This is a genomic window from Streptomyces sp. MspMP-M5 (assembly GCF_000373585.1).
Classification (GTDB): domain Bacteria; phylum Actinomycetota; class Actinomycetes; order Streptomycetales; family Streptomycetaceae; genus Streptomyces.
The window spans coordinates 70,907-95,142 of the sequence record NZ_KB891866.1; the positions used below are offsets into that span (position 1 = coordinate 70,907).

At 70.7% G+C, this 24,236-nt stretch carries 18 protein-coding genes; 11 read left to right on the plus strand and 7 right to left on the minus strand.

Translation table 11 applies throughout. The features are described from left to right. Positions 1–6: 6 nt before the first annotated feature. The gene (locus B073_RS0106595; RefSeq protein WP_037811101.1) at positions 7–1,668 is read right to left on the minus strand and encodes an amidase; all 1,662 of its coding nucleotides are present in this window, start codon (positions 1,666–1,668) and stop codon (positions 7–9) included. A 181-nt stretch (positions 1,669–1,849) separates the two neighbouring features. Here B073_RS0106595 and B073_RS42690 point away from each other — a divergent pair, with 181 nt between their 5' ends. Further along, positions 1,850–3,859: a bifunctional serine/threonine-protein kinase/transporter substrate-binding domain-containing protein gene (locus B073_RS42690; RefSeq protein ID WP_158690096.1), complete on the plus strand. Its 2,010-nt coding sequence runs from the start codon at positions 1,850–1,852 to the stop codon at positions 3,857–3,859. An 89-nt stretch (positions 3,860–3,948) separates the two neighbouring features. On the opposite strand, the gene B073_RS0106605 is transcribed toward B073_RS42690, so the two are convergent. The 5 genes from B073_RS0106605 to B073_RS0106625 form a co-directional block, all read right to left on the minus strand. After that, a complete protein-coding gene (locus B073_RS0106605; protein WP_018537297.1) occupies positions 3,949–4,560 on the minus strand; it encodes a CAP domain-containing protein in 612 nt (203 codons plus the stop codon). Positions 4,561–5,244: 684 nt separating this feature from the next. Next, entirely contained in the window at positions 5,245–5,670 is a 426-nt protein-coding gene (locus B073_RS0106610) for a protein-tyrosine phosphatase family protein (protein ID WP_026247124.1), read from the minus strand. Positions 5,671–5,782: 112 nt separating this feature from the next. Continuing rightward, on the minus strand, positions 5,783–7,012 hold the full coding sequence (locus B073_RS0106615; protein WP_018537299.1) for a cytochrome P450 family protein: 1,230 nt from the start codon (positions 7,010–7,012) through the stop codon (positions 5,783–5,785). 35 nt (positions 7,013–7,047) lie between these two features. Beyond that, positions 7,048–7,776: a hypothetical protein gene (locus tag B073_RS0106620; RefSeq protein ID WP_018537300.1), complete on the minus strand. Its 729-nt coding sequence runs from the start codon at positions 7,774–7,776 to the stop codon at positions 7,048–7,050. Next, the gene (locus B073_RS0106625) at positions 7,773–8,624 is read right to left on the minus strand and encodes a hypothetical protein (protein WP_026247125.1); all 852 of its coding nucleotides are present in this window, start codon (positions 8,622–8,624) and stop codon (positions 7,773–7,775) included. The genes B073_RS0106620 and B073_RS0106625 overlap by 4 nt, the downstream gene beginning before the upstream one ends. A gap of 366 nt (positions 8,625–8,990) precedes the next feature. Between B073_RS0106625 and B073_RS0106630 the strand changes: the two genes are divergently transcribed. The 7 genes from B073_RS0106630 to B073_RS0106660 are packed head-to-tail and all read left to right on the plus strand — an operon-like array spanning position 8,991 to position 17,371. Further along, positions 8,991–9,926, plus strand: coding sequence for a polyprenyl synthetase family protein (locus tag B073_RS0106630; protein WP_051093936.1), 936 nt, complete (start codon positions 8,991–8,993; stop codon positions 9,924–9,926). A 4-nt stretch (positions 9,927–9,930) separates the two neighbouring features. Next, positions 9,931–11,025: a Rieske 2Fe-2S domain-containing protein gene (locus B073_RS0106635; protein ID WP_018537303.1), complete on the plus strand. Its 1,095-nt coding sequence runs from the start codon at positions 9,931–9,933 to the stop codon at positions 11,023–11,025. After that, entirely contained in the window at positions 11,022–12,083 is a 1,062-nt protein-coding gene (locus B073_RS0106640) for a Rieske 2Fe-2S domain-containing protein (RefSeq protein ID WP_018537304.1), read from the plus strand. The genes B073_RS0106635 and B073_RS0106640 overlap by 4 nt, the downstream gene beginning before the upstream one ends. Then, on the plus strand, positions 12,080–13,132 hold the full coding sequence (locus B073_RS0106645) for a Rieske 2Fe-2S domain-containing protein (protein WP_018537305.1): 1,053 nt from the start codon (positions 12,080–12,082) through the stop codon (positions 13,130–13,132). Before B073_RS0106640 ends, B073_RS0106645 begins: the two co-directional genes overlap by 4 nt. Continuing rightward, entirely contained in the window at positions 13,125–15,743 is a 2,619-nt protein-coding gene (locus B073_RS0106650) for a PEP/pyruvate-binding domain-containing protein (RefSeq protein ID WP_037811077.1), read from the plus strand. The genes B073_RS0106645 and B073_RS0106650 overlap by 8 nt, the downstream gene beginning before the upstream one ends. Before the next feature lie 12 nt (positions 15,744–15,755). Then, positions 15,756–16,367: a hypothetical protein gene (locus tag B073_RS0106655; RefSeq protein ID WP_018537306.1), complete on the plus strand. Its 612-nt coding sequence runs from the start codon at positions 15,756–15,758 to the stop codon at positions 16,365–16,367. Further along, the gene (locus tag B073_RS0106660) at positions 16,364–17,371 is read left to right on the plus strand and encodes a lysylphosphatidylglycerol synthase transmembrane domain-containing protein (RefSeq protein WP_018537307.1); all 1,008 of its coding nucleotides are present in this window, start codon (positions 16,364–16,366) and stop codon (positions 17,369–17,371) included. The genes B073_RS0106655 and B073_RS0106660 overlap by 4 nt, the downstream gene beginning before the upstream one ends. A gap of 79 nt (positions 17,372–17,450) precedes the next feature. Here B073_RS0106660 and B073_RS0106665 read toward each other — a convergent pair whose 3' ends face one another. Next, on the minus strand, positions 17,451–18,734 hold the full coding sequence (locus B073_RS0106665; protein WP_026247127.1) for a PAS domain S-box protein: 1,284 nt from the start codon (positions 18,732–18,734) through the stop codon (positions 17,451–17,453). A 339-nt stretch (positions 18,735–19,073) separates the two neighbouring features. Here B073_RS0106665 and B073_RS0106670 point away from each other — a divergent pair, with 339 nt between their 5' ends. The 3 genes from B073_RS0106670 to B073_RS39300 are packed head-to-tail and all read left to right on the plus strand — an operon-like array spanning position 19,074 to position 23,910. After that, positions 19,074–20,459 (plus strand): ATP-grasp domain-containing protein, encoded by a 1,386-nt coding sequence (locus B073_RS0106670; RefSeq protein WP_018537308.1) that lies wholly within the window; start codon positions 19,074–19,076, stop codon positions 20,457–20,459. Next, positions 20,456–22,504 carry a PEP/pyruvate-binding domain-containing protein gene (locus B073_RS0106675; protein ID WP_018537309.1) on the plus strand — a complete coding sequence of 683 codons (2,049 nt, stop codon included), beginning with the start codon at positions 20,456–20,458 and terminating at the stop codon, positions 22,502–22,504. Before B073_RS0106670 ends, B073_RS0106675 begins: the two co-directional genes overlap by 4 nt. Next, positions 22,501–23,910: an MFS transporter gene (locus tag B073_RS39300; protein ID WP_018537310.1), complete on the plus strand. Its 1,410-nt coding sequence runs from the start codon at positions 22,501–22,503 to the stop codon at positions 23,908–23,910. The genes B073_RS0106675 and B073_RS39300 overlap by 4 nt, the downstream gene beginning before the upstream one ends. The last annotated feature ends 326 nt before the right edge of the window (positions 23,911–24,236 follow it).

A 24,236-nucleotide genomic window follows, 5' to 3' on the forward strand; every position in this document is an offset into this window, starting at 1 on the left:
GCCGGTTCAGCGGACGGCGTCGCGGCCCACCGTGGGGAGGTAGCGCGGCGCCCGCCAGGCGTGCAGACGGTGCTCCACCGCGGCTCCCAGGGACAGGAGCGCGGCGTCCTGGCGGTTGCCGGCCATCAGGAGCAGGCCCACAGGCAGCTCGTGGACGAACCCGGCGGGTACCGACAGCGACGGGTAGCCGGCCACGGCCGCGGGGGTCGAGGACGGGATGATGTCGTTGTCGCCCCGTGCGCAGTCGGTCGTCCAGGCAGGGGGGTTGGTGGGTGCGGCGATCGCGTCCAGTCGATGGGCGGCCATGGTCTCGTCGACTGAACGGCGGGCCAGGTTCGTCAACTCGGCGCGTGCCGCACGGTATTGGGGATCGGTGGTGGGTGGCGCGGCGAGGGCCCGCTCGAAGAGCTCCTGTCCGGCGAAGCAGGTCCGTTCCGCCGGGTGGGCGCGGGTGAACGCGATCAGTCCGGCGAGGTTCCGCGGTCCGTCGCGGGTGGTGAGATAGGCATCGATGTCCCGGTGGAACTCGCTGAGCAGCGTGGGGATTTCCAGTTCCGCGATGCGCTTCTGGTACGGGGGCGTCACCTCGACGACGGTGGCTCCCGCGCTCCGTAGCCGCTCCGCGGTGCGGGTCAGCACCGCGTCCACCCCCGGCCCCAGTTCGGGCAGCCGCCACAGGCCGATCCGTTTGCCGTGCAGTCCGCCGGCGCGGGTCGGTGCGTCCGGGAGCCCGGCGGGCGTGCCTGGGCGTGCGGAGTCGTCGCCGCTGAGCACCGCCAGGGTGAGCGCGGTATCGGTCACATTGCGCGCCATGGGGCCCGCGGTGTCCTGCTGCGCCGAGATCGGGACCACACCGGCCTGACCGACCAGTCCCAGACTGGGTTTGTGGCCCACCACCCCGTTCATCCCGGCCGCACAGACGATGGAGCCGTCCGTCTCGGTGCCGATCGCCACCTGCGCCAACGACGCGGCCAGTGCGGCGGCCGAACCGGCGGAGGAGCCGCATGGATTGCGGTCCAGTACGTACGGGTTGTGGGTCTGCCCGCCCACCGCCGACCATCCCGAAGTCGGTTTTGTGGAGCGGAAGTTCGCCCATTCGGACAGGTTGGTCTTGCCGAGGATCACCGCGCCCGCCGCGCGCAGCCGGGTCACCAGCGCCGCGTCGTGGTGCGGCGGGCGGCCGGCCAGTGCCAGCGACCCGGCTGTGGTGGGCAGGTCACGGGTGTCCACGTTGTCCTTGAGCAGGACGGGGATGCCGTCGAGTGGGCTGCGGGCCGTACCGTGCCGGTGCCTGGCATCGCTGGCGGCGGCCTGGTGCAGCGCCGTCGGGTCGGTGCGCAGCACCGCATGGACCGTCGGATCGACGGCCTGGATCCGCCGCAGATAGGCGGCGGTCAGTGCCCGGGAGGTCAGCGCTCCGCGCGCCATGCGCGCCTGGAGTTCCGGAATCGTCACGGTGTCGAGATCGACGCCCAGGCGCGTGGACTCCGCACGCGTCGACAACGGACTTGTGGGGGTGCCGCCCACCGGTGGTGGACTGTCGGCTCCGGCTCCGGCTCCGGCACTGGCACCGGCTCCGGTCGCAGCCGCGGACGAATCCGGCGCGGCCGCACACAGCGAGTCCATGACCAGGACGGCAACCAACCCGGCAACACTCCGCTTCCTCATGGTCTTCATGCTCCTCATGAAGGGCAGCGCACTACGGGCCGGCGGGCCGGCACAAGGGACTTTCACGCCGCAGCGGCTGCATGGCGGCCGGCCCTGCCGCGATGGCCCCGTCCGGCGATCGCCCGGGCGGACGGGTGCGGGATAGTGTTCCCCGTAATTGCTGGCACGGGTGGGGGTGCGGGTGCGACCGCTGGCGAAGGACGATCCGCGACGGATCGGGCCGTTCAGGATCATTGGGCTGCTCGGCGGCGGCGGAATGGGGCGGGTCTATCTCGGCCGCGCGGGTGACGGGCGGACGGTAGCGGTGAAGACCGCACGCTCCGAACTCGCCGACGACCCTGGCTTCCGCAAGCGCTTCGCGCGTGAGGTGGCAGCGGCCGGACGGGTCGGGGGACCGTTCGTGGCGCCGGTGGTCGATGCCGCGCCGCAGGACGACGTGCCGTGGATGGCGACCGAGTACGTGCCGGGCGTCCCGTTGAGTTCCGCCGTACACGACCTGGGGCCGCTGGCCGAGCGCACCGTGTGGCTGCTGGCGGCCGGTCTGCTCCAGGCACTGTCGGCGGTGCATGCGCACGGCCTGGTGCACCGCGATCTCAAGCCGTCCAACATCCTGCTCACCGCCACCGGCCCCCGCGTCATCGACTTCGGCATCGCACACTCCGCCGCGGACACCGCGCTGACGGCGACCGGCACCGCCCTCGGTACCCCCGGCTTCATGGCCCCCGAACAGCTCGTGATGACCGGACCCGACATCACGGGCGCCGCGGATGTCTTCGCGCTCGGTGGCGTGATCGTCTACGCGGCGACCGGCGACGGCCCGTACGGCAACGCCGAGCCGCAGGTCCTGATGTACCGCACCGTGCACGAACAGCCGCAGGTCGGTCAAGTTCCGCGGAAACTCGGTGAGTTGGCGGCATCCTGTCTGGAGAAGGACCCGGCACGGCGGCCGGCCCTCCCCGAGCTCGTCGCGCGGGTCGGCGCACCGGGCCCGTACGACGACTGGTTGCCGGCCTCTCTCGCCGGGCAACTCCACCGCCTGTCCGCACAGCTCGGCGACCCCAGAACCCTCGGCACCTCCCCCTCGGGCCCGCCGGCCGCACAGCCCACCGGCGCCACCGCCGGCATCGGCGCGCTGCCGACCCGCACCATGGCGGAGCCCCCGAAGCCCCCGCCGCCCGCCGCTCCACCCCAGGACTCCTCTCGCACCGGTCCGACGCCTGGGACGTACGGCCCGCCCGCGCCCCCGGGGCCGAGCCGTCGCCGTGTGCTTGCGGCACTGTCCCTCGCCGGCGTCGCGGCCGGTGGCGGGGCGCTGGCCTGGACGCTGTGGCCGGAGGGTGGGAAGCCGGGCACCGGTGGTGTGGGCGCCACGGGCGCCACGGGCGGGACCGGCGGAGCCGCGAAACCGTCCGGCCGCTTGCCGCAGGCGATAGCGGACAAGGGCATCCTCACCGTCGGCTCCGACATCACCTATGCGCCGATGGAGTTCCTCAGCGACGGCAAGCCCGCCGGCCTCGACGTCGACCTGGCCAACGCCCTCGGCCGCGAGCTGGGCGTCCGCTGCACGTTCCAGAACGCGACCTTCGACTCCCTGTTCGCCGGCCTCGACCAGGGCCGGTTCGACCTGGTCATCTCGGCGATGGTCGACACCAAGGACCGCGAGGGCGGGCAGGCGAGCGGGACGAAGACCGGGGGAGGGGTCGACCTGATCGACTACTTCCAGGCGGGGCTGTCGCTCGTCGTGCGCAAGGGCAATCCGGACCGCCTCGGCAAACTGGAGGACGTGTCGGGCAAGCCGGTCGCGGTCCAGCGCGGCTCCGCGGCCGAGGGCTACCTCGACGAGCTGAGCCGGCGGCTCCCCGCGAAGCCGACGCTCCGGAAGTTCGACTCGACGGCCGAGGTCTACGACGATGTGGCCCAGCGCCGGTCCCTCGCCTGCCTGGACGACTTCCCGGTCGCGGCCTACACCGCGGCGACCCAGGCGGGCGGCGGCACCTTCCAACTCGTCGGCGGACAGATCGATTCCGTCCCCTACGGCATCGCCGTCGCCAAGGCCGATACGGCACTGCGCGACGCCGTGCGCGAGGCACTCGACGGCCTCATCCGGACCGGCGCCTACGCGAAGATCCTCCAGCGCTGGTACCTCCAGGACGGCGCGGTGGAGCGGGCCGTCGTCAACGGCGGGCGGTAGGGCGTCCGTACACGCCCCTCACGGTGCGCCGGGTCGGGATGTGCCTGGCGCCAGGCACGACACCTGGCGCCTGGCGGGCTCCCACGGGGCTATTGGGCGGTGGCGAAATCCTGCGTCCAGTAGTCCCCGGGCTGTGCGACGCCGACGCCGATCTCCTTGAACGAGCAGTCGAGGATGTTGCGCTTGTGTCCGGGGCTGGACATCCAGCCGGCCATCACGCTCGCCGGGGTGGCGTATCCGTAGGCGACGTTCTCGCCGTAGCTGCTCCAGTTGTAGCCGGCGTTCTTGATCCGGGCGCCCGGGTCGGAGCCGTCGGATCCGGTATGCGACATATGGCGGTGGTCTGCCATGTCCTTGCTGTGCTCTTCAGCGGTTTTTGTCAGCTTTGCGTTGACTGTCAGCGGGGCGCAGCCGGCCTTGCTGCGTTCCTTGTTGACGAGTTCCACGACGAGGGCGGTGTCGCCGGAAGCGGGTGCGGCGGAGGCGGGTGCGGCGGCGCCCGGTGCGGCGGCGAGCGTCCCGGCCGTCGCCGGTGCCGCGGGCGCTGCCGACGAAGCGCTCGTCCAGGCGTGGCGGGAAGGGCTCCCCTCGTCGGCCCCGCCCCGGCAGGCCATGGCGACCGAGGGGACACCCAGGGCGGCTACGGCGAGGGCGGCAACCGTCAGCCGCCGGTGGTTGCTCTTCCTGCGGTGCTTCTTCATGCCTGACCTCACTCGCTCGTTGCGTCGATGGCCGACATTCTGGGAAGTGCTGGTAGGGCGGGCAATGGGGCATTACTACTAAGCGGGGTAGTTGAGCCCTTACCCCTTGCGGTGGGCGGGTGGGCGTGCTGTCCCGTTCCCCCGGACTGTCTCGGTGCCTGGCATGTCGTCAGGGGTGTGAGCTGGGCCGATGCTTGGCCGAGAGGGCCGATGAGTCGGCCTTCGGCGTCGCGGGTGTGCCTCATCGCCAGATCAAGACGGACAAAGTCTCATTTGTCGGCGCGGTGGTGACTACTAGGCGCCTTAGTTCCGGCGTGCGCCGGTATGAGGGATGTCACGGGGCGGGTTGCGGCGCCCGGGACGGGCCGGAATCGGCCGGGATCCGACGATGGAGGTACAGAGGAGCCCCGGCTCCTCGCCCCCGGGGGCTCCTCGCCGGCTTCGCTCGCCTCAGCAGGACCCAGTAGCGGTCAACGAAGAGCTGAGCGCAGCACAAGCGACCTGAGGCACGGTCCCGATAGCTCCTCCCCCATGCCTGAAGGGCATGGGAGGTGCCCCCACCCAAGACGCTCCGGCGCCTTGCGATGCTCCCCCATGCCCTGAACGGGCATGGGAGGTACCCCCACCAGCAGACGCCGCCGGGCCCGCCCTTCGGGCGGACGACGGGACTTCGGACTCACTCATCTAGCCGAAGCGTGCGACGAAGCGGCGTTGCCATGGGGTTTCCACGGCGCGGTGGGAGTAATGCTCGCGTACGTATGCCACGGCTTTGTCGTTGGGGATTCCGTCGAGTACGGCGAGGCATGCCAGAGCGGTTCCGGTGCGTCCGAAGCCGCCGCCGCAGGCGACTTCCACGCGTTGGGTTTTGGATCGTTCCAGCAGCTCGCGGAGCGATTCGGCGAATGCTGCCCGATCGGTGGGCAGCCAGAAGTCGGGCCAGCGCACCCAGTGGCTTTCCCAGTCGACCGGCGGGGGTTGACGGCCGCGCAGGTAGAGAGCGAAGTGGGGTTGCGGTCCGGGGGGAAGCGGCTTCCGCAGGCCGCGACCGCGGATGAGTCGTCCTGATGGCAGTTGTAAGACGCCTTCTGTGGGCTCCCATGTGGCAGTCATGGCTCCAGCATATCCTTCGGATTTTCTGTGGTGGCGAGGTTTTTCGTAGTCAAACGCCGCTGTCTGAATTCGACTGGGGTTTTTGAACGCGTATACGAGTATGTCCCCTTGGCTAGAGCAACTTCAATGGGAGCGCCGCCAGTTGGCGCAGGCCCGGTACGGGGACCCAGGTGTGCTCGTGGGTTGTCAGGGCTATGCGGGGAAAGCGGTCGAAGAGACTGCGGAGGGCGACCTCGCACTCTTGTCTGGCGAGTGCGGCTCCCAGGCAGTAGTGGGGGCCGAGGCCGAAGCCGATGTGCCCGTCACCGGGCTTGGTGGATCGGCGTGTCACGTCGAAGCATTCCGGTCGGTCGAATTCGCGTGGGTCGCGGTTGGCCGATACCACCACTGGCTGGACGGCCTCGCCTGCCTTGATGGTCTGCCCTCCGACGTCGATGTCCTCGGTTGCGTAGCGTAGCTGTGTGATGAGGATCGAACCGCACCAACGGACGAGTTCGTCCACTGCTGTCGGCCACAGTTCAGGATTGCGGCGGAGCGCTTCGAGCTGGTCGGGGTGGCTGAGGAGGGCGAGTGCCCCGTTGCCGATGAGGTTCGCCGTGGTTTCGTGGCCGGCCGTTGCCAGGCCCAGGAGCATCGTCACCAGCTCCACGTCGGAGAGCCGGTCGCCGTCCTCGTCCTGCACCTTGACGAGGTCGGAGATCAGGTCATCGGTGGGTGCGGTGCGGCGTTTGTCGACCAGGGTGTGGGTGTACTCGATCAGTTCTCGGGCCGCGGCCCCTTTGGAGCCGGGTGCGATCGAGGTGAGCGCCGAGCCCGCGGTACGCCACAGGCTTCGGTCCTCCTCCGGTATTCCGACGAGTTCGCAGATCACCGTGATGGGGAGGGGATAGGCGAATTCCGAGATGAGGTCGACGGATTCGCCGAATGAGTCGAGGAGTGATGCGGTGATCGCCTCGACCCGGGGGCGTAGCGCGTTGACGCGGCGGGCGGTGAAGGCGCGGGTTGCCAGGCCGCGGAGTCGGGTGTGGCGGTCGCCGTCGACGTCGAGGATGGACTCGCTGAGGTAAGGGTGGAACTCCTTGGGGAGTTCCAGCATTTCGAGCATCCTGTTGCGGTTGTCCACCGCTTCGGTGCCCGGTGTCAGTTCGGGGTCGACGACGAAGCGGGGGTCGCCGAGTACCGCGCGTACGTCCTCGTAGCGTGTCGCGTACCAGGTCGGGGTGGAGTCCGCGCTCTGTCCGAGTACCAGGGGCGCTTCCTCCCTGAGGCGGTCGAAGCCCCCGTAGGGGTCGGCGATGAGCGCCGGGTCCATGATGTTCGGCCCGGAGGGCGGGGTGGTCATCGGTGTGCTCCATTCTCACGGCGGACCGGCCGGCGTCAGAAGCGTCGCCACGGGGAGATGCCGGATTCCTTGAGCCGGGCGCGCAGCAGTGCGATGTAGAGGATGTCGACGAGGAAAACGACCAGGTACAGCACGCTGATCAGCGGAGTCAGCGGATAGGACGTGCTGGTGACGGTGCCGGTCACGAACGACCACAGGCTGTCGGGCATCGGGTGGGCGTTGCTGGTGGTCACCGTCAGTGCGGTCGCGATGTAGGCGAAGAGCGTCCCCAGCCACTTGGACACGGCGATGTACAGGGACTGGCCGGCGACGCCCTCGCGTCGCGTCAGCATGGCGACGAAGAGGAACGACATCATGAAGTTGATACCGAAGCCGGTGTACTCGCCGAGCGGGTCGTGGAACTCGTAGAAGGCCAGGTACACGATCGGGAAGGCGATGGCGACCGCGGCGCAGAAGAGCGCCTTGAAGTACTTGCGGGCGAAGGAAGTTGCCGTGCGGTCGTGCGTGCCGTATTTGAAGACCTGCCAGGCGATGACCAGGTCCATGAAGAAGCAGGGGATGCTGAGGGCGTGGATGTGGTCGCCCATGGGGTCCAGGAAGAACGAGTAGATCGCCTCCCAGGAGAGGTTGGCGCCGAGGGCGGCGAGCGGCATGCCGTACGTCTTGTCCCGGAATCCCCGGTAGATGATCGCGACATAGGCGACCATCCAGAAGAGCACGCACAGCACACCGGTGAGGACGACGATGGGCGGGTCCTTGATCACGGGCGTTCCGCAGGCGTGGGATGGGCCGGAAGGGCTTCGGGGATGACCGCGGTCAGGGGACGGTAGCGTCGGGTGCCCAGGGCTCGGAGCTCGGCTTGCCGCGCGCGGGGGAATTCTGCGAGTTCGTCGAGGAACATCTGCTCGTAGCGGGCGATTTCGGTGCGGAGCCGTTCCGGGGCGGCGGGGCCGTAGAGCTTGACGAAGGCGTCGTAGGTGTTGAACTGGCCGCCGGCGACGTCCTTGTGGTAGTCGGTCAGGTCGTTGCCGATGTCGGCGAGCACCTCGACGGGCCACAGCAGCTTCAGCAGGGCGGTGTCGGCGGGCCGGCCGAGGAGGGCGAAGGTCATGCCGTGCAGCAGGCGCACGTCCGAAGGCCGTAGTTCGGCCAGGCGCAACACGTCCGCGTGGTCGACCGTCCGGCTTGAGGTGACCTTGTTCTCCAGCCGGACGTAGCGCTCGCCGTTCCCGATCTCCCGGGCGACCACCCCGTTGTAGGCGTGGGCGCGGCGCAGCAGGCTCTCGAACCGGGCCTTGTACGCGTGGAGTTTGTCGTAGTCGGCGTTCCTGGCGACGTCGAGATCGACGTCCTTGGCGCCCTCGGTGACGGAGTCGACCCGGTAGACCAGGTACTCGACCAGGAGAAGCGGTGGTGTGCACCGCAGGCGTTGGAGCGCGGACATGCGGTTCGCCGGGAAGTACAGGTTGACGGCGTAGTCCTTGAAGATGCGTGCCGCCTTGCTCGGAACCTCCAACGCCCGCTGCAGGCGCCGGTGGAGAGTTCGGGCGGCGGCCTCGGCCAGGGCGCGTTCTCTTGGTAATTCCTTTGCGCGTATCGAGTGGGTAGCCATCCAGGATCCTTCGCGTAGCGGTCCGCTTTCCAGAATTGCAGTCCCGTGGCGGTGAGTTGGATCAGGCGGCCAGCGTACATGGTTCAGAACGCCGGGCGCATGGTGATGTCCACCGGTAATTAATCTTCCGTTTGGTCCGAGTTTGCCTGGATCGAAGAGTGAAATTGATCATTCCGGTTTCCCGGTGGTGGCTGAAAAGTGCGCCCGCCAGGTGCTCTCGGATGCGGTGGTGGATCACGGGAATACCCGTCCTCGCCTGCGGTGACGGAAGGGTGTGCGGCATGACCGAAAAGATCGTCAAGGCCGGGCCCGGTCGGCTGGTTCGAACCGTAGATCTAGAGAATTGGCGGGTGGTACGTTGCGGCCATGGGGGACATCGATATAGCGAACGATATAGTCAGCGCCGATGTCGTGGCGAAGTTCGACCTCCCGGCTTATCTGCTTTCGCAGCAGGCGATTGTTGCGAGTCATCTGGAAAGCGCGCTCGAACCTCGGTATCCCGAGAGGCTCTTCGAGTCGATGTGGTATTCCCTGTCCTCTGACGGGAAACGCTTACGACCCATCCTCTGCCTGGCGGGCTGTTCCCTGAGCGGCGGCGATCCGGAGGTGGCGATCCCCACCGCCTGCGCCCTGGAAATGCTGCACGTCGCGTCACTGATCCACGACGACCTGCCCGCGATGGACGATGACGACTACCGCCGGGGCAAACCGGCGAACCACAAGGTGTTCGGGGAGGGCATCGCCCTGCTCGCCGGCGACGCCCTGCTGGCGTACGCGCTGGAGTTCATCCTGCTCAACACGCACCAGGTGCCCGCCGAACGGCTCCTGCGGGTGATGCACACACTGATCAACCGGGTCGGGATCTCCGGGCTCGTCGGCGGCCAGGCCGTGGACATCGAGTGCGAGGGCCGCGACGACATCGACCTGGAGACCGTGGAGTTCATCCACACCCGCAAGACCGGCTCGCTGATCGACGCGGCCATGGTGACCGGGGCCACGCTGGCCGGCGCCGGCGACGACACCATTGCCCGGCTCTCCCGCTACGCGCGCAAGGTCGGGGTCGCCTTCCAGATCGTCGACGACGTCCTCGACGTGATCGGGACCCGCCAGGAACTCGGCAAGACGCCGAACAAGGACGAGAAGTCCCGCAAGGCCACATACCCCAGGCTCTTCGGTGTCGAGGGGTCCATGCAACGTGCCCGTGAACTCGTCGACTCGGCCAAGAAAGAGATCGCACCCTTCGGTCACCAGGCGGTTCCGCTGCTGGCGATGGCCGAGTTCGTCTGCACCCGCACGAGTTGATCGCATGACCTACGAGCAGGACCACATGCGGACAGGACTGCCTCCGAACCCCAACGGCCTGAATCTTGCGGCGAGTTGGTACATCGCGCTCTCGTCGCGGGAGCTGGGTGCCCGGCCGCGTGCCGTCGAGTTGTTCGGCGAGCCGCTGGTGGCCTGGCGCGACGGTGCCGGCCGGCCGGTGGTCATGCCGCGCCACTGCCCGCACATGGGGGCGAGCCTGGCGCTCGGCCGGGTCGTCGACGGCGCGCTGCGCTGCCCGTTCCACCACTGGAGCTTCGACGCGTCGGGGACCTGCGTGGCGATCCCGGGAGTCGACCGGATCCCGGGCACCGCCCGCCGGACCCCGTACCCCACGGTCGAACGCTACGGCTATGTCTGGGTCTGGTACGGCGGCTCGGAACCGGAGTTCGCCCTGCCGGACTTCCCGGCGATGGAGGAGGACCGCGGCGACTATGTGGGCTTCCGGTTCTCGGACCCGACCACCGGTACGGCCCGCCAGTTGCTGGAGAACGCCATCGACTACTTCCACTTCATGGCCCTGCACAGCATGTCGCTGGACCCGGTGACGTTCCGGCAACTGCACGACCAGACGGACGCCCGGGACAACGGGCCGGCGATCGCCGACGACGCGTGGTTCGGCGTCGAGGTCGACGGCACCCTGAGGACGTGGAGCCTCCTGGAGAACCCCGTCCGGTGGGTGCATCAGATGGTCACGACCTTCGGCTCGGGACCCCACTTCCGGCTCCTGATCGACGGATGGCCCGGCGGCCAGCGCTTCACCACGTACATCGAGGGAGAAGAGATCTCCAAGGTGCTGATGGGCATCACACCGACCGGTGAGTACCGGACCGTCCAGCGGGGCTGGGCCGGGGTCAGGAAAGCCAACAAACACTGGAAGACCTTCCTGTACTTCCTCCTCTTCTACGCGCAGAACCGCGGCGGCACCGCACAGGACATCCCCATCTACAACACCACCGCGACCGGACGGGCCAGCACCTACGTCAGATACGACAACGTCCTGATCAAGTACCGCAGGTACTACCAGTCATGGGTGGACCGTGCCGCCCTCGCCCCGAAGGCTTCCGGGGAGGCGACATGAAGCCGGGCCGAACGCCGCAGGCACGGCCGACACCGTCCGCCGCACCCGAACTGGCCGCCGGCTGGTACATCGCGCTGCCGTCCGCCGCGCTCTCCAAGCCACGGGCACTCGACCTGTTCGGGCGGGAACTCGTCGCCTGGCGGGACGGCGAGGGCCGCGCCGTCGTGATGCCCCGCTACTGCCCGCACCTCAGTGCCAGTCTGGCGCTGGGGAAGGTGGTCGACGGCGACCTGCGCTGCCGGTTCCACCACTGGCGCTTCGACGGATCGGGAACCTGCACCCAGGTCCCCGGTGTGCGGCGGATCCCGGAGACCGCGCACCGCAGGACGTACCCGGTGATCGAGCGGTACGGGTTCGTCTGGGCGTGGTACGGCGGTGACGAACCGATGTACCCGCTGCCGGTCTTCCCCGCACTGGAGTCCCAGCGCGACCGCTACCTGACGTATCGCTTCTCCCACACGACCCCGGCCTCCCCACGGCGGGTGCTGGAGAACGCCTTCGACTTCTCCCACTTCATGACGCTGCACGGCGTGAAATCGGCTGAGTCCCTGAAGCTGACCATGCTCAGCGACCCCGGGGCCGCGGCCGAGAACGGTCCGCCCATCGACAGCGAGGTGTGGGCGGGCGCGCTGCTCGCATCGCGGGAGCTGCGGATGCCGCGGGTGCTGACGGCCCTGGGGATCGAGGGGAAGAGCTTCGCCCTCCTCGTGGACGGGTGGACCGGCGGCCAACGGCTGACGTTCTTCCTCGACGGCGAGATCATCGCGAAGGAACTCCTCGGCATCACACCGGTCTCCAGCGGCAGGACCGTCTTCCAGGGCTGGTCGCTCGTACGCCGATCGGGCCGCATCTGGCGGGACTCACCGACCTACCTGGCGTACCGGGCCCAGCACCTGCTCGGCACCCGGGAGGACCTCATGATCTACCGGCACGCCCAGGACACGCATTCCGGGGTACCGGTCAAACACGACCACGGCGTGCTCAAGTTCCGCAGGCTCTACCAGTCATGGGTGGAGCGCGCACGGTGCGCCGAGCACGACGGGGCGGCAGGAACATGAAACGCCACACGAACACCACGGCGGACGCACGCGTATCCGCCGGCCTCAACCTCGCGGCGAGCTGGTACGTCGCCTTCCCCTCCGCACAGTTGGCGAAGCAGCCCAGGGCGCTCCACCTGTTCGGCGAACCGCTGGTGGCCTGGCGCGACGGTACCGGCCAACCGGTGGTGATGCCGCGCCACTGCCCGCACATGGGGGCCAGCCTGGCCGACGGCAAGGTCGTCGACGGTGGGCTGCGATGCCCCTTTCACCACTGGCGTTTCGACCGGTCCGGGGCGTGTGTCGACGTTCCGGGAACGGTACGGATCCCGTCGAAGGCACGCCTGCGGCCGTATCCGACGGTGGAACGCTACGGCTATGTCTGGGCCTGGTACGGCAGCGAAGAACCCCTGTTCCCGCTGCCCGAGATGCCTGCGCTCGACGAGGACCATCCGGGCTACCGCAGGTTCCGACTCGCCGACAGCACCGGGGCGACGGTCCGGCGCATCCTCGAGAACACCTACGACCCCGACCACCTCGTCGCACTCCACGGACTCGAAGTGGCGGGGCCGTGCAGACTGCGGCTGCTCACCGACCAGCAGCAGACCCCCGACCACGGCCCGCCCATCGACCCGGAGGCGTGGCTGGGCGCCGAACTGACGTGGCCCGGCTACACCGGCAGGCTCGGCGCGGTCACCAGGCTGCTGGGGACCAACGCCGAGGAGTTCGTCCTGCGGGTCGACGGCTGGCCCGCGGGCCAGCGGATCTCCTACTGGGCCGACGGGGTCCCGCAGTACCGGCTGCTGCTGGCCACCACACCGATCGCCCCCAACCGGACGATCCAGCACATCACGGCGGCCGTCAGCACGACCGGCCGGCGCTGGCGGGACCTCAGGCACTACCTGGCGAACCGGCTGGAGATCACCTTCGCCTCCAACCAGGACCTGCCGGTCTTCAACACGATGGAGCCCGGCGACCGCCATGGCATCTACCTCGAACGCGACAAGGGCGTGCTGAGGTTCCGCAAGCACTACCAACAGTGGGTGGACCGGGTGGCCGACCATGCATGACGTCGTGATGCTGCGAGACCTGCGGGCAGGCGATGCCACCCGGGTGGGCGCGAAGGCCGCGAACCTCGGCGAGCTCATGTCCGCGGGGATTCCCGTCCCGGACGGATTCTGCCTGCCCCTCTCCGTGTACCGGACCACGACGGCAGCAGCCCTCGGGCCGCAGCTCGACCATCTCACCACACTCCTCGCCGACGGCTCCCAGGACCGTGAAATCGAGGACTGCGCCCGCCTGTTGCGCACCACGATCCTGACCGTGGAGTTCCCCGAACCGCTGCTGGACGAGCTGGCACAGGCATACCAGGCCGTCCGCCCGGACGGGGGCGGGGTCGCCGTCCGCTCCTCGGGCACATCCGAGGACTCCGCGACCGCGAGCTTTGCCGGGCAATACCACACCGAACTCGCCGTGGATTCCCCCGAGGACGTCGTGACCGCGGTCCGACGGTGCTGGGCCTCACTGTGGCAGGTCCACGCGATCCGCTACCGGGAGCGCCAACACCTGCCGCACTCGGCGGCCGGTATGGCGGTCGTCGTACAGGCCATGGTGCCCGCGGAGTCGGCCGGCGTGATGTTCACCGTCGACCCGCGCGCCACCACGGTCACCGACGGGGCGGGGGATCCGCCGCCCGCCGGACGGACCGTCATCGAGTCGAGCTGGGGATACGGCGAGGCGGTCGTCGGCGGCCTCGTCACCCCGGATCGCTTCGAAGTGTCCCGTGCCGACGCACGGGTGGCACACACGCAGGTCGCGCACAAGCTGCGGATGGTGGTGCCCGCGGCCACGGCCGGCGAAGGGGGATACGAGGCAGCCGGCGCCGGGACGGGCACCGCCGTCGTCGACGTGCCGTCCGACCGGCGGGACGCGGCCTCGCTCACCGCGGACCAGGCCGTCGCACTCGCCCGCTACGGCCGCACGATCGAGGAGCACTTCGGCGCTCCCCAGGACGTGGAGTGGGCCGTCCGCGCGGGCCGGATCGCGATCCTGCAGGCACGGCCCCTGACACAGCGGGAGCCGGCGCGGACCGCTCCGGCCGACGTACGCTGGCAGAGCCCGGTCGACGGGGCGTGGTGGGCGCGGATCAGCATCTGCGACTCCTGGCTGCCGGAGCCGCTGTCCCCGCTCTTCGCCACCACGCTCTTCCCCTGCCTGGTCACCCACTGGTCACAGAACTGGGCCGGGCCCGAGGCCGAGCAGCTCACCAACCCGTTGCTGCCCAAACCGATGTCCGGCACCATCAACGGCTTCGCCTACCTGCGCCTCGACTACCCCATGAACAAGTACCCGCTCAGGACCGTGAAACTGGCGCTCAACTGCTACCGCTTCCACCTCGGCCCGCTGGAGCGGCGGTGGCGCACGGTGATCCTTCCGCGGCACGTCGCGCGGCTGGAGGCGATGCGCCGCACGGACCTGACCGCACTGGCCACCGACGACCTCCTCCGCCTCATAGCCGAGGCGCAGGAACTGAGCGGCAAGTACTGGGCCATCCTCGGCGGCCTCGCGTGGTACTGGAACATCGGCGAATGGCTCCTGGCCACCGTCTACCCCCGCATCGCCAAGCCACTGAAGGACAGCGGAACCGAACTCCCCGGCCACGGAGCCCTGTTGCAGGGATATCCGAGCATGACCTCGGAGACCACCTTCGCACTCCACGACATCGCGCGCACCGAAGGGGACGACGGCGAGGCGGAGCGCGAGTTCGAGAAGTTCCTCGACCGGTACGGGCATCAGGTCTACCACCTCGACTTCGTCGAGCCCACGCCCGCCGAGGACCCGTCGACGTTCCGCACCACCATCGCGGCGTACCGCGAAGGCCGCGCCGCCGACCCGCGCGAGCGGATGCGTTCACTGGCGCAACGCCGCACCACCGCACGGGCCCAGGTGGCGGCAGCACTGCGCGCCTTCCCGCTCCGGCGCGGCGTCCTCACCGCCCTGCTGAGCTGGAACCGCCGCTACGGACAGGTCCGCGACCAGGCACTGTTCCACTTCACCCGCGGCTGGCCGATCATGCGGCGCGCCTACCTGGAACTGGGGCGCAGGCTCACCACGGCCGGCGGGCTGCGCTCCCCGGACGACGTCTTCTTCCTCACCGGCGACGAACTGCACGGTGAACTCCGGAAGATCGGCCGCGGGCAGCCTCCCAAGAGCTGGGACGACGTGGTCCACCAGCGGCGCGCCCACCGCGAGGAGCAGAAGCTCCTCAGCCCACCCCCGCAGGTGCCGGCGGACGCCCGGATCTTCATGGGCAAGGTGGACGTCACCTCGGTCGCCCTCGTGGGGCACCAGACCAAGGCCGAGGAGGGGGCGGGACTGCACGGCTCGCCGGTCAGTCCGGGCCGGGTGACGGCTCCCGCACGACGCGTCTTCTCGGTGCGGGACTTCCCGACGTTCCAGGCCGGCGACGTGCTGGTCGCGCCCTACATCACCCCGGCCTGGTCACCACTGCTGGCCATCGCCGGCGGCGTCGTCACCGACACCGGCGGCGCGCTGTCGCACGGCTCCATCGTGGCGCGCGAGTACGGAATCCCGGCCGTCATGGGCACGAACAACGCCACCAAGCTGATCCAGGACGGCCAGCTCGTCACCGTCGACGGCGACCACGGCCGGGTCTACTGACGGGGAGGACGCATGGTGCCGGCGCGAGGATCGCTCGCCGAATGGAATCCCGGGCTCGACGACACGGTGACGCTGCGCACCGCCTACGACGCGATGCCGGGTGACGACTCCGCAGCGATCCCGTGGTACATCAGGCTGCTGGAGAACCCCGCCAGCCCGGTCGCCCTGCCGGGCGCCATCGACCTGTTGGGGCACGACTGCATCCACATCCTGCTCGGCCGCGGCACCCTGCCCCCGGACGAGGCGTTCGTGATCGGCGTCACCATGGGCGCCAGCGGAGAACTGGGCGCCTGGCAGGAGAAGCTGTTCACCCTCGGCGCGCGGTACCTCTACCGCGGCGGTTTCCGCTTCTCCCGCACCGACCTGGAGGTGTTCCGCACCGCCGTCGACTTCGCCAGGGAGACGGGGATCAGGCCCCTGCACACCCTGCCGTGGCGGGACCTCATGAACCGGCGCCTCGGCCGGCTCCGCGCGGCGGCGGGGATCGACACCCGTGCTTTGACCGCGGCCTACGAGCGAGAGCGCGCCCGCTGGCCGGCCAGCGCGGCCTCGCGCCGGCTCCCGCGCGGCCCGTCGCCCCGCCCTGCACGCGATCAGGACGCCTCCGTCGGATACAACCGGTGAACGACCGCAGGAGCCGGGCGAGGCGTCTGGGCGGCATCGCGTTCCGCGTCCTGAACGTCGCGGCGATCATCGGGGCACTGTGGTGGTTCCTGCGCGGGATCGACGTGACGGCCCTGGGCCGGGCCCTCGAACGCGCCACGCCGTGGCTGCTCGTGGTGGCGCTCCTGCTGAACGTGTTCAGCCAGTACGTCAGCGCCGAAGGCTGGCGCATCATGTTGGGTTCCCGGCACCCGGTTCCCCGGGGGCGGCTGCTGCGCTACGAGTTCTCGGCACAGGCCGCCTCGGCCATCAGCCCGGGACGGGCAGGTGAGTTGATCCGCCTGTGGTTCCTGAAGCAGGACGGCGTCCCGGTCACCACCACGGGCGCCCTCATCTGGCTGGAGAAGGTGTTCGGCGCCGTCGGACTGGCGGCCTTGGTGACCCCGGTGCCGTGGCTTCTCGACGGCGTCCCCGGTGTGGTGAGCGGCTGCATCGCCGTGTTCGCGGCCTTCATGGTGGTGCAGTTGGGCGTGCTGATCGTCATCGCGCGCCGCGGCAGAACCGAAAGGCTGCCGAAGTTCCTCAGCGGCGTGGTCGGCGGCATGTACTCCTTGCGGGAACCGCGCAGGGTGTGCGCCTTGCTCGCGGTGATGCTGGTGGGGGAGACGGCCGACGCCGCGGGCGCGGCGGTCGTACTCCAGGCGCTCGGGATACCGCTGCCGGTCACCGCCGCGATCCTCACCCTGTTCCTGATCGACTTCGCCAACATGCTGCCGGTCGCCCCCGGCCATTTCGGCACCTTCGAGGTCGGCGCCCTCTACGCGCTCAACCTCATGCACGTACTGCCCAGCTCCGCGCTGGCGTTCGCCCTCCTCTTCCATCTGCAGCAGAACCTGCCGCAGGTCGTCGTCGGCCTTCCCCTCGAACTGCCGCTGCTCGTCGGCCGCCGACGCGTTCGCGAGGTCGCCGACACCCCGGTGAGGCACGGACCCGAGACCGTCGAACACAGCCCGCCCGACCGCTGACGGCGGCAACTGGTCCGGGGAGCAGGGCGGCGACGCCGACGGGTGTGCCGGGTGGGGCGGCCCGCCGGGTGGGGCGTGTTCAGGTGGCGCTGTGCGGGTATGTCGCCGTCGCCGAGCGGGGTGGCCATGCCTGGGGGGCGAGGATGCCCAGGACGTAGGCGCGGGCGACCAGGGCACAGCGGGTGGGGGCGTCCAGCAGGTCCCGGAGGCGGCTGAGGTGGTAGTCGACGGTCTGCCGGGACAGGTGCAGCTGGGTGGCGATCTCGGCGTTGCTGCGGCCGGCCGCGAGCAGGGAGAGGATGCGGACCTGGCTGGCGGTGAGCGGGGGGTGCGGCTCGTGGGCGAGGGCCTGGTGGGTGACCACGGCCCAGACACCGACGGCGCGGGACCTGCCGCGGCCCACCGTCGTCAGGTGCAGACGGGCGCGGCGCTGCCGGCCGCGGCCGTCGAGGAGGACGGCGGAGGTCTGCAGGCGGCGGTGGCGGCGGGTGATCAGGGCGCGCCAGTCCCGTGCCAGCACCGGTAGTTGGGTGTCGGGGGCGAGCAGGGTGTCGGCCCGGCGGCCGACGAGTTCCGAGAGCCGGGTGCCCAGCAGTTCGGCGGCGGCCGCGCTCGCCTGCACGATCCGTCCACCGGCGGAGAGCAGGGCGCACGGCAGTCCGCTGTGGTCGCGCAGTGCGCAGAGGCTGTCCTCGGCCTCCCGGCGCTGGTGCAGGGCGCGGGTGTAGTCGCTGATGTCGACATAGATTCCGGCCACACAGGTCTCGGTGCCCTCGCGGACCGGGAAGCGGTGCCCGGCCGCGTGGCCGCTGGTGCCGTCGGCGCGGTGGTAGGTGAGGGTGTGCCGGACCGGGGTGCCGCGGGCGAGCACGTCCTGGTCGAGTGCCAGCACCCGGTCGGCGTCGACCGGGGCGTCGACGTCGCGGACGTACTTGCCGATGACGTGTTCGGGCGTGGTGCCGTAGAGGTGGGCGTAGGCGTGGTTGGCCCAGCGGTAGCGGCCGGCGGCGTCCCGGATGAAGGCGGCGGCGGGGGCGAGGTCGGCGAAGGCGTCGTAGCGGCGGGCGGCGGACTCGGCCGGGCCGACCTCGACGGCCACTCCGCGGGTGCGGTCCGGACGGGGTGCGTCCAGGGGCCAGTTCACGTCGAAGAGCCGGCCGTCGAACCGTGCCTGGCGGTGCCGGTCACCCGGCGCGGCGGAGGGCGCGGGCGGTTCCCGGCGCAGGGTGTCCAGGAAGCGCTGGGCGGTGCCGGTGTCGTCGAAGGCCCCGCCACCGCTGTCGATCACCCGAAGGTCGCGGTCGGCCTCCCACCAGGACACCGGGAGGTGTGCAAGCAGTGTCTTCAGACCGGTCTCGTCCACGACGGCCTCTCTGTGCACAGGAGTTGGCGCGGTGCGCGGCGCGGCCGTCCCTGGCCGCTCGCACGGGCATCCGTATCCCCGGCCCGCACGGCGTACGCCCGGTTCTCGGCCGATCTGGCGCGCCTTGTCACGGGCCGAGATCCTCCTACGGCATCACGGAACCTTCACAGTCGCCCTACGAAGCCCTCAACTCTGGCATTTGCCTGAGGGGTCGGGGCCCGTGACGGCCCGGCAGCGGCCGTCCGACTGGTTCGCTGGAGTCAGGGCGTCCGGGCAGGACCGCGGACGCCGAACCGCCGCCAGACGGCCCCAACCCCTCTGTGAAGGAGTCGGATTCCAGTGAGCACGGTGCTGTTCGTGTATGCCAAGGGCGGACCGCCCTTGGGGTATGCCCTGTCGCGGGTCGCCGCACGAGCGACGGTGCACCTGCTGGCGCTCAGCCCGCTGCCGCCCGCGGTCGCCGCGACCGCCGGGCACCGGTGCGCCTCCGTGACGACCGCCACCGGGCCCGAACGGGGCGACCTGGTGTCCCTGATCGTCGACCGGGCCCAGGAGGTGGCCGCGGACGCGGTCGTCACCTTCTCCGAGTACGCGGTCGTCGCGGTCGCGGAGGCGTGCGCCAAGCTCGGCCTGGCCGGGGCCGGCCGCTCCTGCGCGCTCGCCCGCGACAAGCGGCTGATGCGCCGCGTCTGGGCCCAACAGGGCATCCCCCAGCCGCGGTTCCGGCCGGTGGCCGACGAGCGGGAGCTGCACGAGGCGGCCGCCGAACTCCGCGCCCCGCTGCTGCTGAAGGCCGCCTGGAGCGCCGGCTCCACCGCGCACCGGATCATCCGCGCCGCCGACGAGGTGCCGGCGGCCTGGCACCGGGCACGCGAGGTGATGGCCGAATCCGCCGGACTGGGCTACGCCGAGCTGCATGTGGCCGGTGCCGACGCCGACTTCCTCGTCGAGGAGATCGTGCCGGGCACCGCCGAGGGATGGTTCGCGCAGCCCGGCTGGGGCGACTACGTCAGCGTCGAGGGCGCCGTCGTCGACGGGGTCTTCCACCCCGTCTGCCTCAGTGGCCGGATGCCGACCGTGGAGCCGTTCACCGAGCGCGCCGGCATCACCCCGGCCGCGCTGCCGACCGACGCCCAGCAGCGCCTCGTCGCCCTGGCGCGGCGGGCCGTGGACGCGCTCGGCCTGGAGAACTGCGGTACCCACACCGAGATCAAGCTCGGTGCCGACGGCCGGATGTGGGTGATCGAGACCGCCGCCCGGTTCGGCGGGGCGATGACCGTCCCGCAGATCGAGGAGGTCTTCGGCCTGGACCTCATCGGCATGCTGGTCGACCAGTTGCTTGGCCGCCCGGTGAACTGGCCCGCCGAGGCCCGACCGGCACGGGAGGCGCGCGGGGCGGCCGGTTCCCTCGTCGTACTGGCCGTGGACGGCGCCGGTGCCGCCTGGGCGGACCGCCGGCGCTGGGACTTCCCGGCCGTACGGGACGCGGCCCCCTTGAGCCCCGGCAGCACGCTGTCCGTGGTGGCCGAGAACTCGCTGCCGGACGGGACGCCGGTACCGGTCTACGACCCGGCCGCCGGCGCCAACACCATGGCCGCGCTGTGCCTGCTGTCCGCCGCCGACCCCGAGACCGTGCTGCACGACTTCCGCACCCTGGTCGACGCCCTGCCGCACCTCCTTCCCGCGGCCGGGGACGCGACCGAGCCCATGGAGGCACACTCATGAGCAGTGTCGTGACCGCCCCCGCCGCCCCCGCGGCCCGTCCCGACGGGCCCGCCGGCGTGCCGCGCCCCGCCACCGACCGCGCGGCCGTCGGGGAGCAGCTCTCCCTCCCCCTCTTCCACACCCTGGCCGGAACCCTCGCCGGACACCCGTACCTCAAGGTCGTGGTGGACCGCGCCGAGAACACCTGGCACCTCCTGGACACCGCGGTCCACCCCTTCCACGTGGACTACCTCGCCACCCGCATCCTCGGTATGCGGCCGGCGGAACTCGACGCCCGGCTGGACGCCGTCAACGCCTCGGTCTACACGGACCCCGAGCGCCGGTTCCTGCTCGGCGTGCTCTCCCTGCACACCGACCCCGGGACCGACGGCCGGGAGCGGCCCTTCCTCGTCCTGGAGACGACCGAGGCCGACACCATGTCCGGCCCGCTGCTGGAGGAGTTCTACACCTCCGTCCGCCACCGCTTGGACGCCCGGCTCCCGCTGCTGCTGAAGCCCGCCAACCACGGCCAGGAACACGAACTCGCCACGATCAGCGACGTCCGGGTGCCGCGCATCCACAGTCACCAGCTCTTCGGCAGCCGCACCCGGACCCCGCTGAACCCCGGTACGGCCGTCGGCCGGCTGCGCCACTTCCGGACCGTCGCCGCCTACGCGGCCGCGGCGGACTCCCTCGGCTGGACCGACATCGTTGCCATGCCCCGCCTGCCCGACGACGTGCCGCGGGTCGCCGGCTTCATCAACACCGCCCCCACCACCCCGCTCTCGCACACCAACGTCCTCGCCTCCGGCTGGGGCATCCCCAACGCCATCGTCCGCGACCTGGACCAGCTGATCACGGCGGACGGACTGGACGGCGCATGGGTCCGCTACGAGGTATGCGACGACGACATCACCCTGCTGCGCCTGGCCCAGGCACCGACGCTCACGGCGCCGGCGTGGCACCGGCAGCGGATCAGCGTCCGGCCACCGCGGCTGGCGGACCTGCCGGCGCTGCCGCTGCACCGGCTGCGCCGGACCGACCAGGACCGCTACGGCACCAAGGCGGCCAACCTCGGGGAACTGCACCACGTCCTCGGTGATCACGACGTCGACCTGACCGCGTTCCACGGCCGTCCCCGGCCGCCGCGGACGGACCTCCTCAGCCACCTCACGGCGCGCCTGGGCGTCGCCCCGACCACCCGCGGCGCCGAACTGCGGGCCGCCGTCTCCGCGTTCACCCGTGCCACCGTCACGGCCCCCGACGGCGTCGCCCTCCCGTTCGCCCTGCAACACCGCTTCCTCGCCGCCAGTCCCGCCGTCCAACAGGGCATCGGCGAGCTGAGGACCGCGTTGGGGCGCGACGAGACGGGCGCGCTCGACCCGCTCTGCCGCACCCTGCAACACCTGATCCGGCACACCCCGATACCCGACGGACTGGCCCGCCGTATCACCGCGGCGCTGCCCGCCGGCCCGGACGGCGCCGGCCGCCTGGTGGTGCGCTCCTCCTCCAACGCCGAGGACCTGCCGGGCTTCTCCGCCGCCGGCGTCTACGACTCGGTCACCGACGTGCACGGCACGGACCAGCTCCTGGACGCGGTACGGCGGGTGTGGGCGTCCCTGTTCTCGCCCCGCAGCGTGCGGCTGCGCCACCAGGCGGGCATCCCGCTCGACGACGCCTGGATGGGGGTGATCATCCAGCGCTATCGCCCGGCGGACCTCGGCGGTGTGCTGGTGACCTGCAACCCGACCCGGCGCGCGGACTTCCGCAACGTCTACCTCAACTGCTCGCCCGGCTCGCCCGAGTCCGTCGTCGACGGGACCGCGCTGCCGCTGCAGTACCTCTACAACACGGTCGAGGGCGGCGGCCGCACCGTGTCCCTGGGCTCCTGCGCCGACGACCTGCCCGCCGCGACCAGGCAGCGACTGGCCCGACTGGCGCTGGCCGGCCGGCTCCTCCAGTCGCACTTCAGCGACGAGGACGTGGACCGGCCGCTGGACATCGAATGGCTGATGACCGATCAGGGCGCCTGCCACCTGGTCCAGATCCGCCCGTACGCCCGGTGACCGGCCGCCCCGGCGGCAGCCGTACCCGCACGCCCCGCACCCCCGACGGCGCGCCCCTCTCGCCGGGGGCCCGCCGCATCATCCGCCTCAACAACGGCTTCCAGCTGCTGTTCAACCTGCTGTGGTGGATGCCGGTGTTCTACGAGTACCAGCGGCAGGCCGGCCTGACCGACGGCCAGATCTTCGGCATCCAGAGCATCTACTACCTCGCCTTCTGCCTCTTCGAGATCCCCACCGGACTGATCGCCGACCGCATCGGCACCCGCAACTGCCTGCGGGCCGGCGCGGTCGTGATGACCGCGGCCAACCTCGTCCCGGTGCTCACCCCGCACTACTCCGGATTCCTGGTCCACTTCCTGCTCATCGCCGCCGGACGCTCGCTGACCTCGGGCGCCGCCAGCGCCTACCTCTACGACGGCCTGCAGGCCGAGGACGCATCGGGCCACTACCTCAAGGCCGAGGGCCAGGCACGGGCGTGGGGCCTGGCCGCGAAGGTGCTGTGCTGGCCGCTGGTCGGCCCGCTGATGGACCTCGCGCACGGTGCGCCGTACGTCCTGAGCGCGGCGAGCGCGGGCGGCTCGCTGGTGTGCGCCGTCCTGCTGCCGCACCAGTACGCCCCCGACGGCCGGGCGCGGAACGGCAGTTCCGGCCCCCGCGCCGCCGGCACCGTCCGCCACGAGGCGGCGGCCGCGCTGCGGATCGTCCGCGCCAGGCCCTGGCTCGCGCTGGTGATGGTGCAGGGCGTCGCGCTCTTCACCCTGGCCCGCATCTGCCAGGTGAACCTCTTCCAGCCGGTCCTGCTCGCCCACGCCGTCCCCACCAGCGCGCACGGCGCGGCGCTGGCCGCCATGACCGTCGCCGAAGCGGTGGGCTCGGCCCGGCCGCACTGGCTCAGCGGCCGGCTGTCCCCGGTGACTTGGGTGTCGCTGCTCAGCCTGGTGATGGCGGCGGCCCTGGCGGGCAGCACGCTCGGCGGCCCCTGGACCGTCGTCGCCCTGCTGTGCCTGTTCGCGGCCGCCACCGGCCTCGGCTACCCGCTGCAGCGGAAGCTGGTGAACGACGCCATCCCCGCCGGGGCGCCCCGCGCCACCCTGCTCTCCCTGGAGAGCATCGTCGACCGGGCGGTGTGCGCCCTGGTGGCCGTCGCCGCGGGCGGCTACCTCTCGGCCGGTCGCCTGGACGCCCTCCTCTGGCACAGCGCACTGGCCACCGCAGCCCTGCTGGCCGTACTCCACCCGCTGCTGCGCCGCACCGGCGAAGTCGCCCAGGCACATACTCCGAGGGCGAACCAGGGACATACCCCGAGGGTGACGGCGAATACCCCACAAAACGCTGCCACCACCCGTATTGAACAGCGCAAGTGTCCGGCGCTATCGCCGGGCGACGTGAGTGACTTCACATCGTGATCCCCTTTGCGAACGGGGTGTGAAGGACCATCGGGAACGGCCGGACGAATGGGACACCGGCCGTTGGAATTCCGTCTGGCGATGAATGAGTACGGCAGGGCTGGGTAGAAGTGGCCGCCCCTGTCGACGGCGGCTTCCCGGCCGGCTTCACCGGCGGGGAAGCACTGGCCGATCTTTCTGTTCCCCATTGCGCGCAGCTGGATACACTCACCCCCCATGCGAACCGCTACCCCCCACAGCATTCGCCCCGGTAAACAGCGCAATCGTCCCGTATTTGTCGACACCTCAGGCAGGCGCCGACGCTTACTGGGACGCGTGGCGTTGAC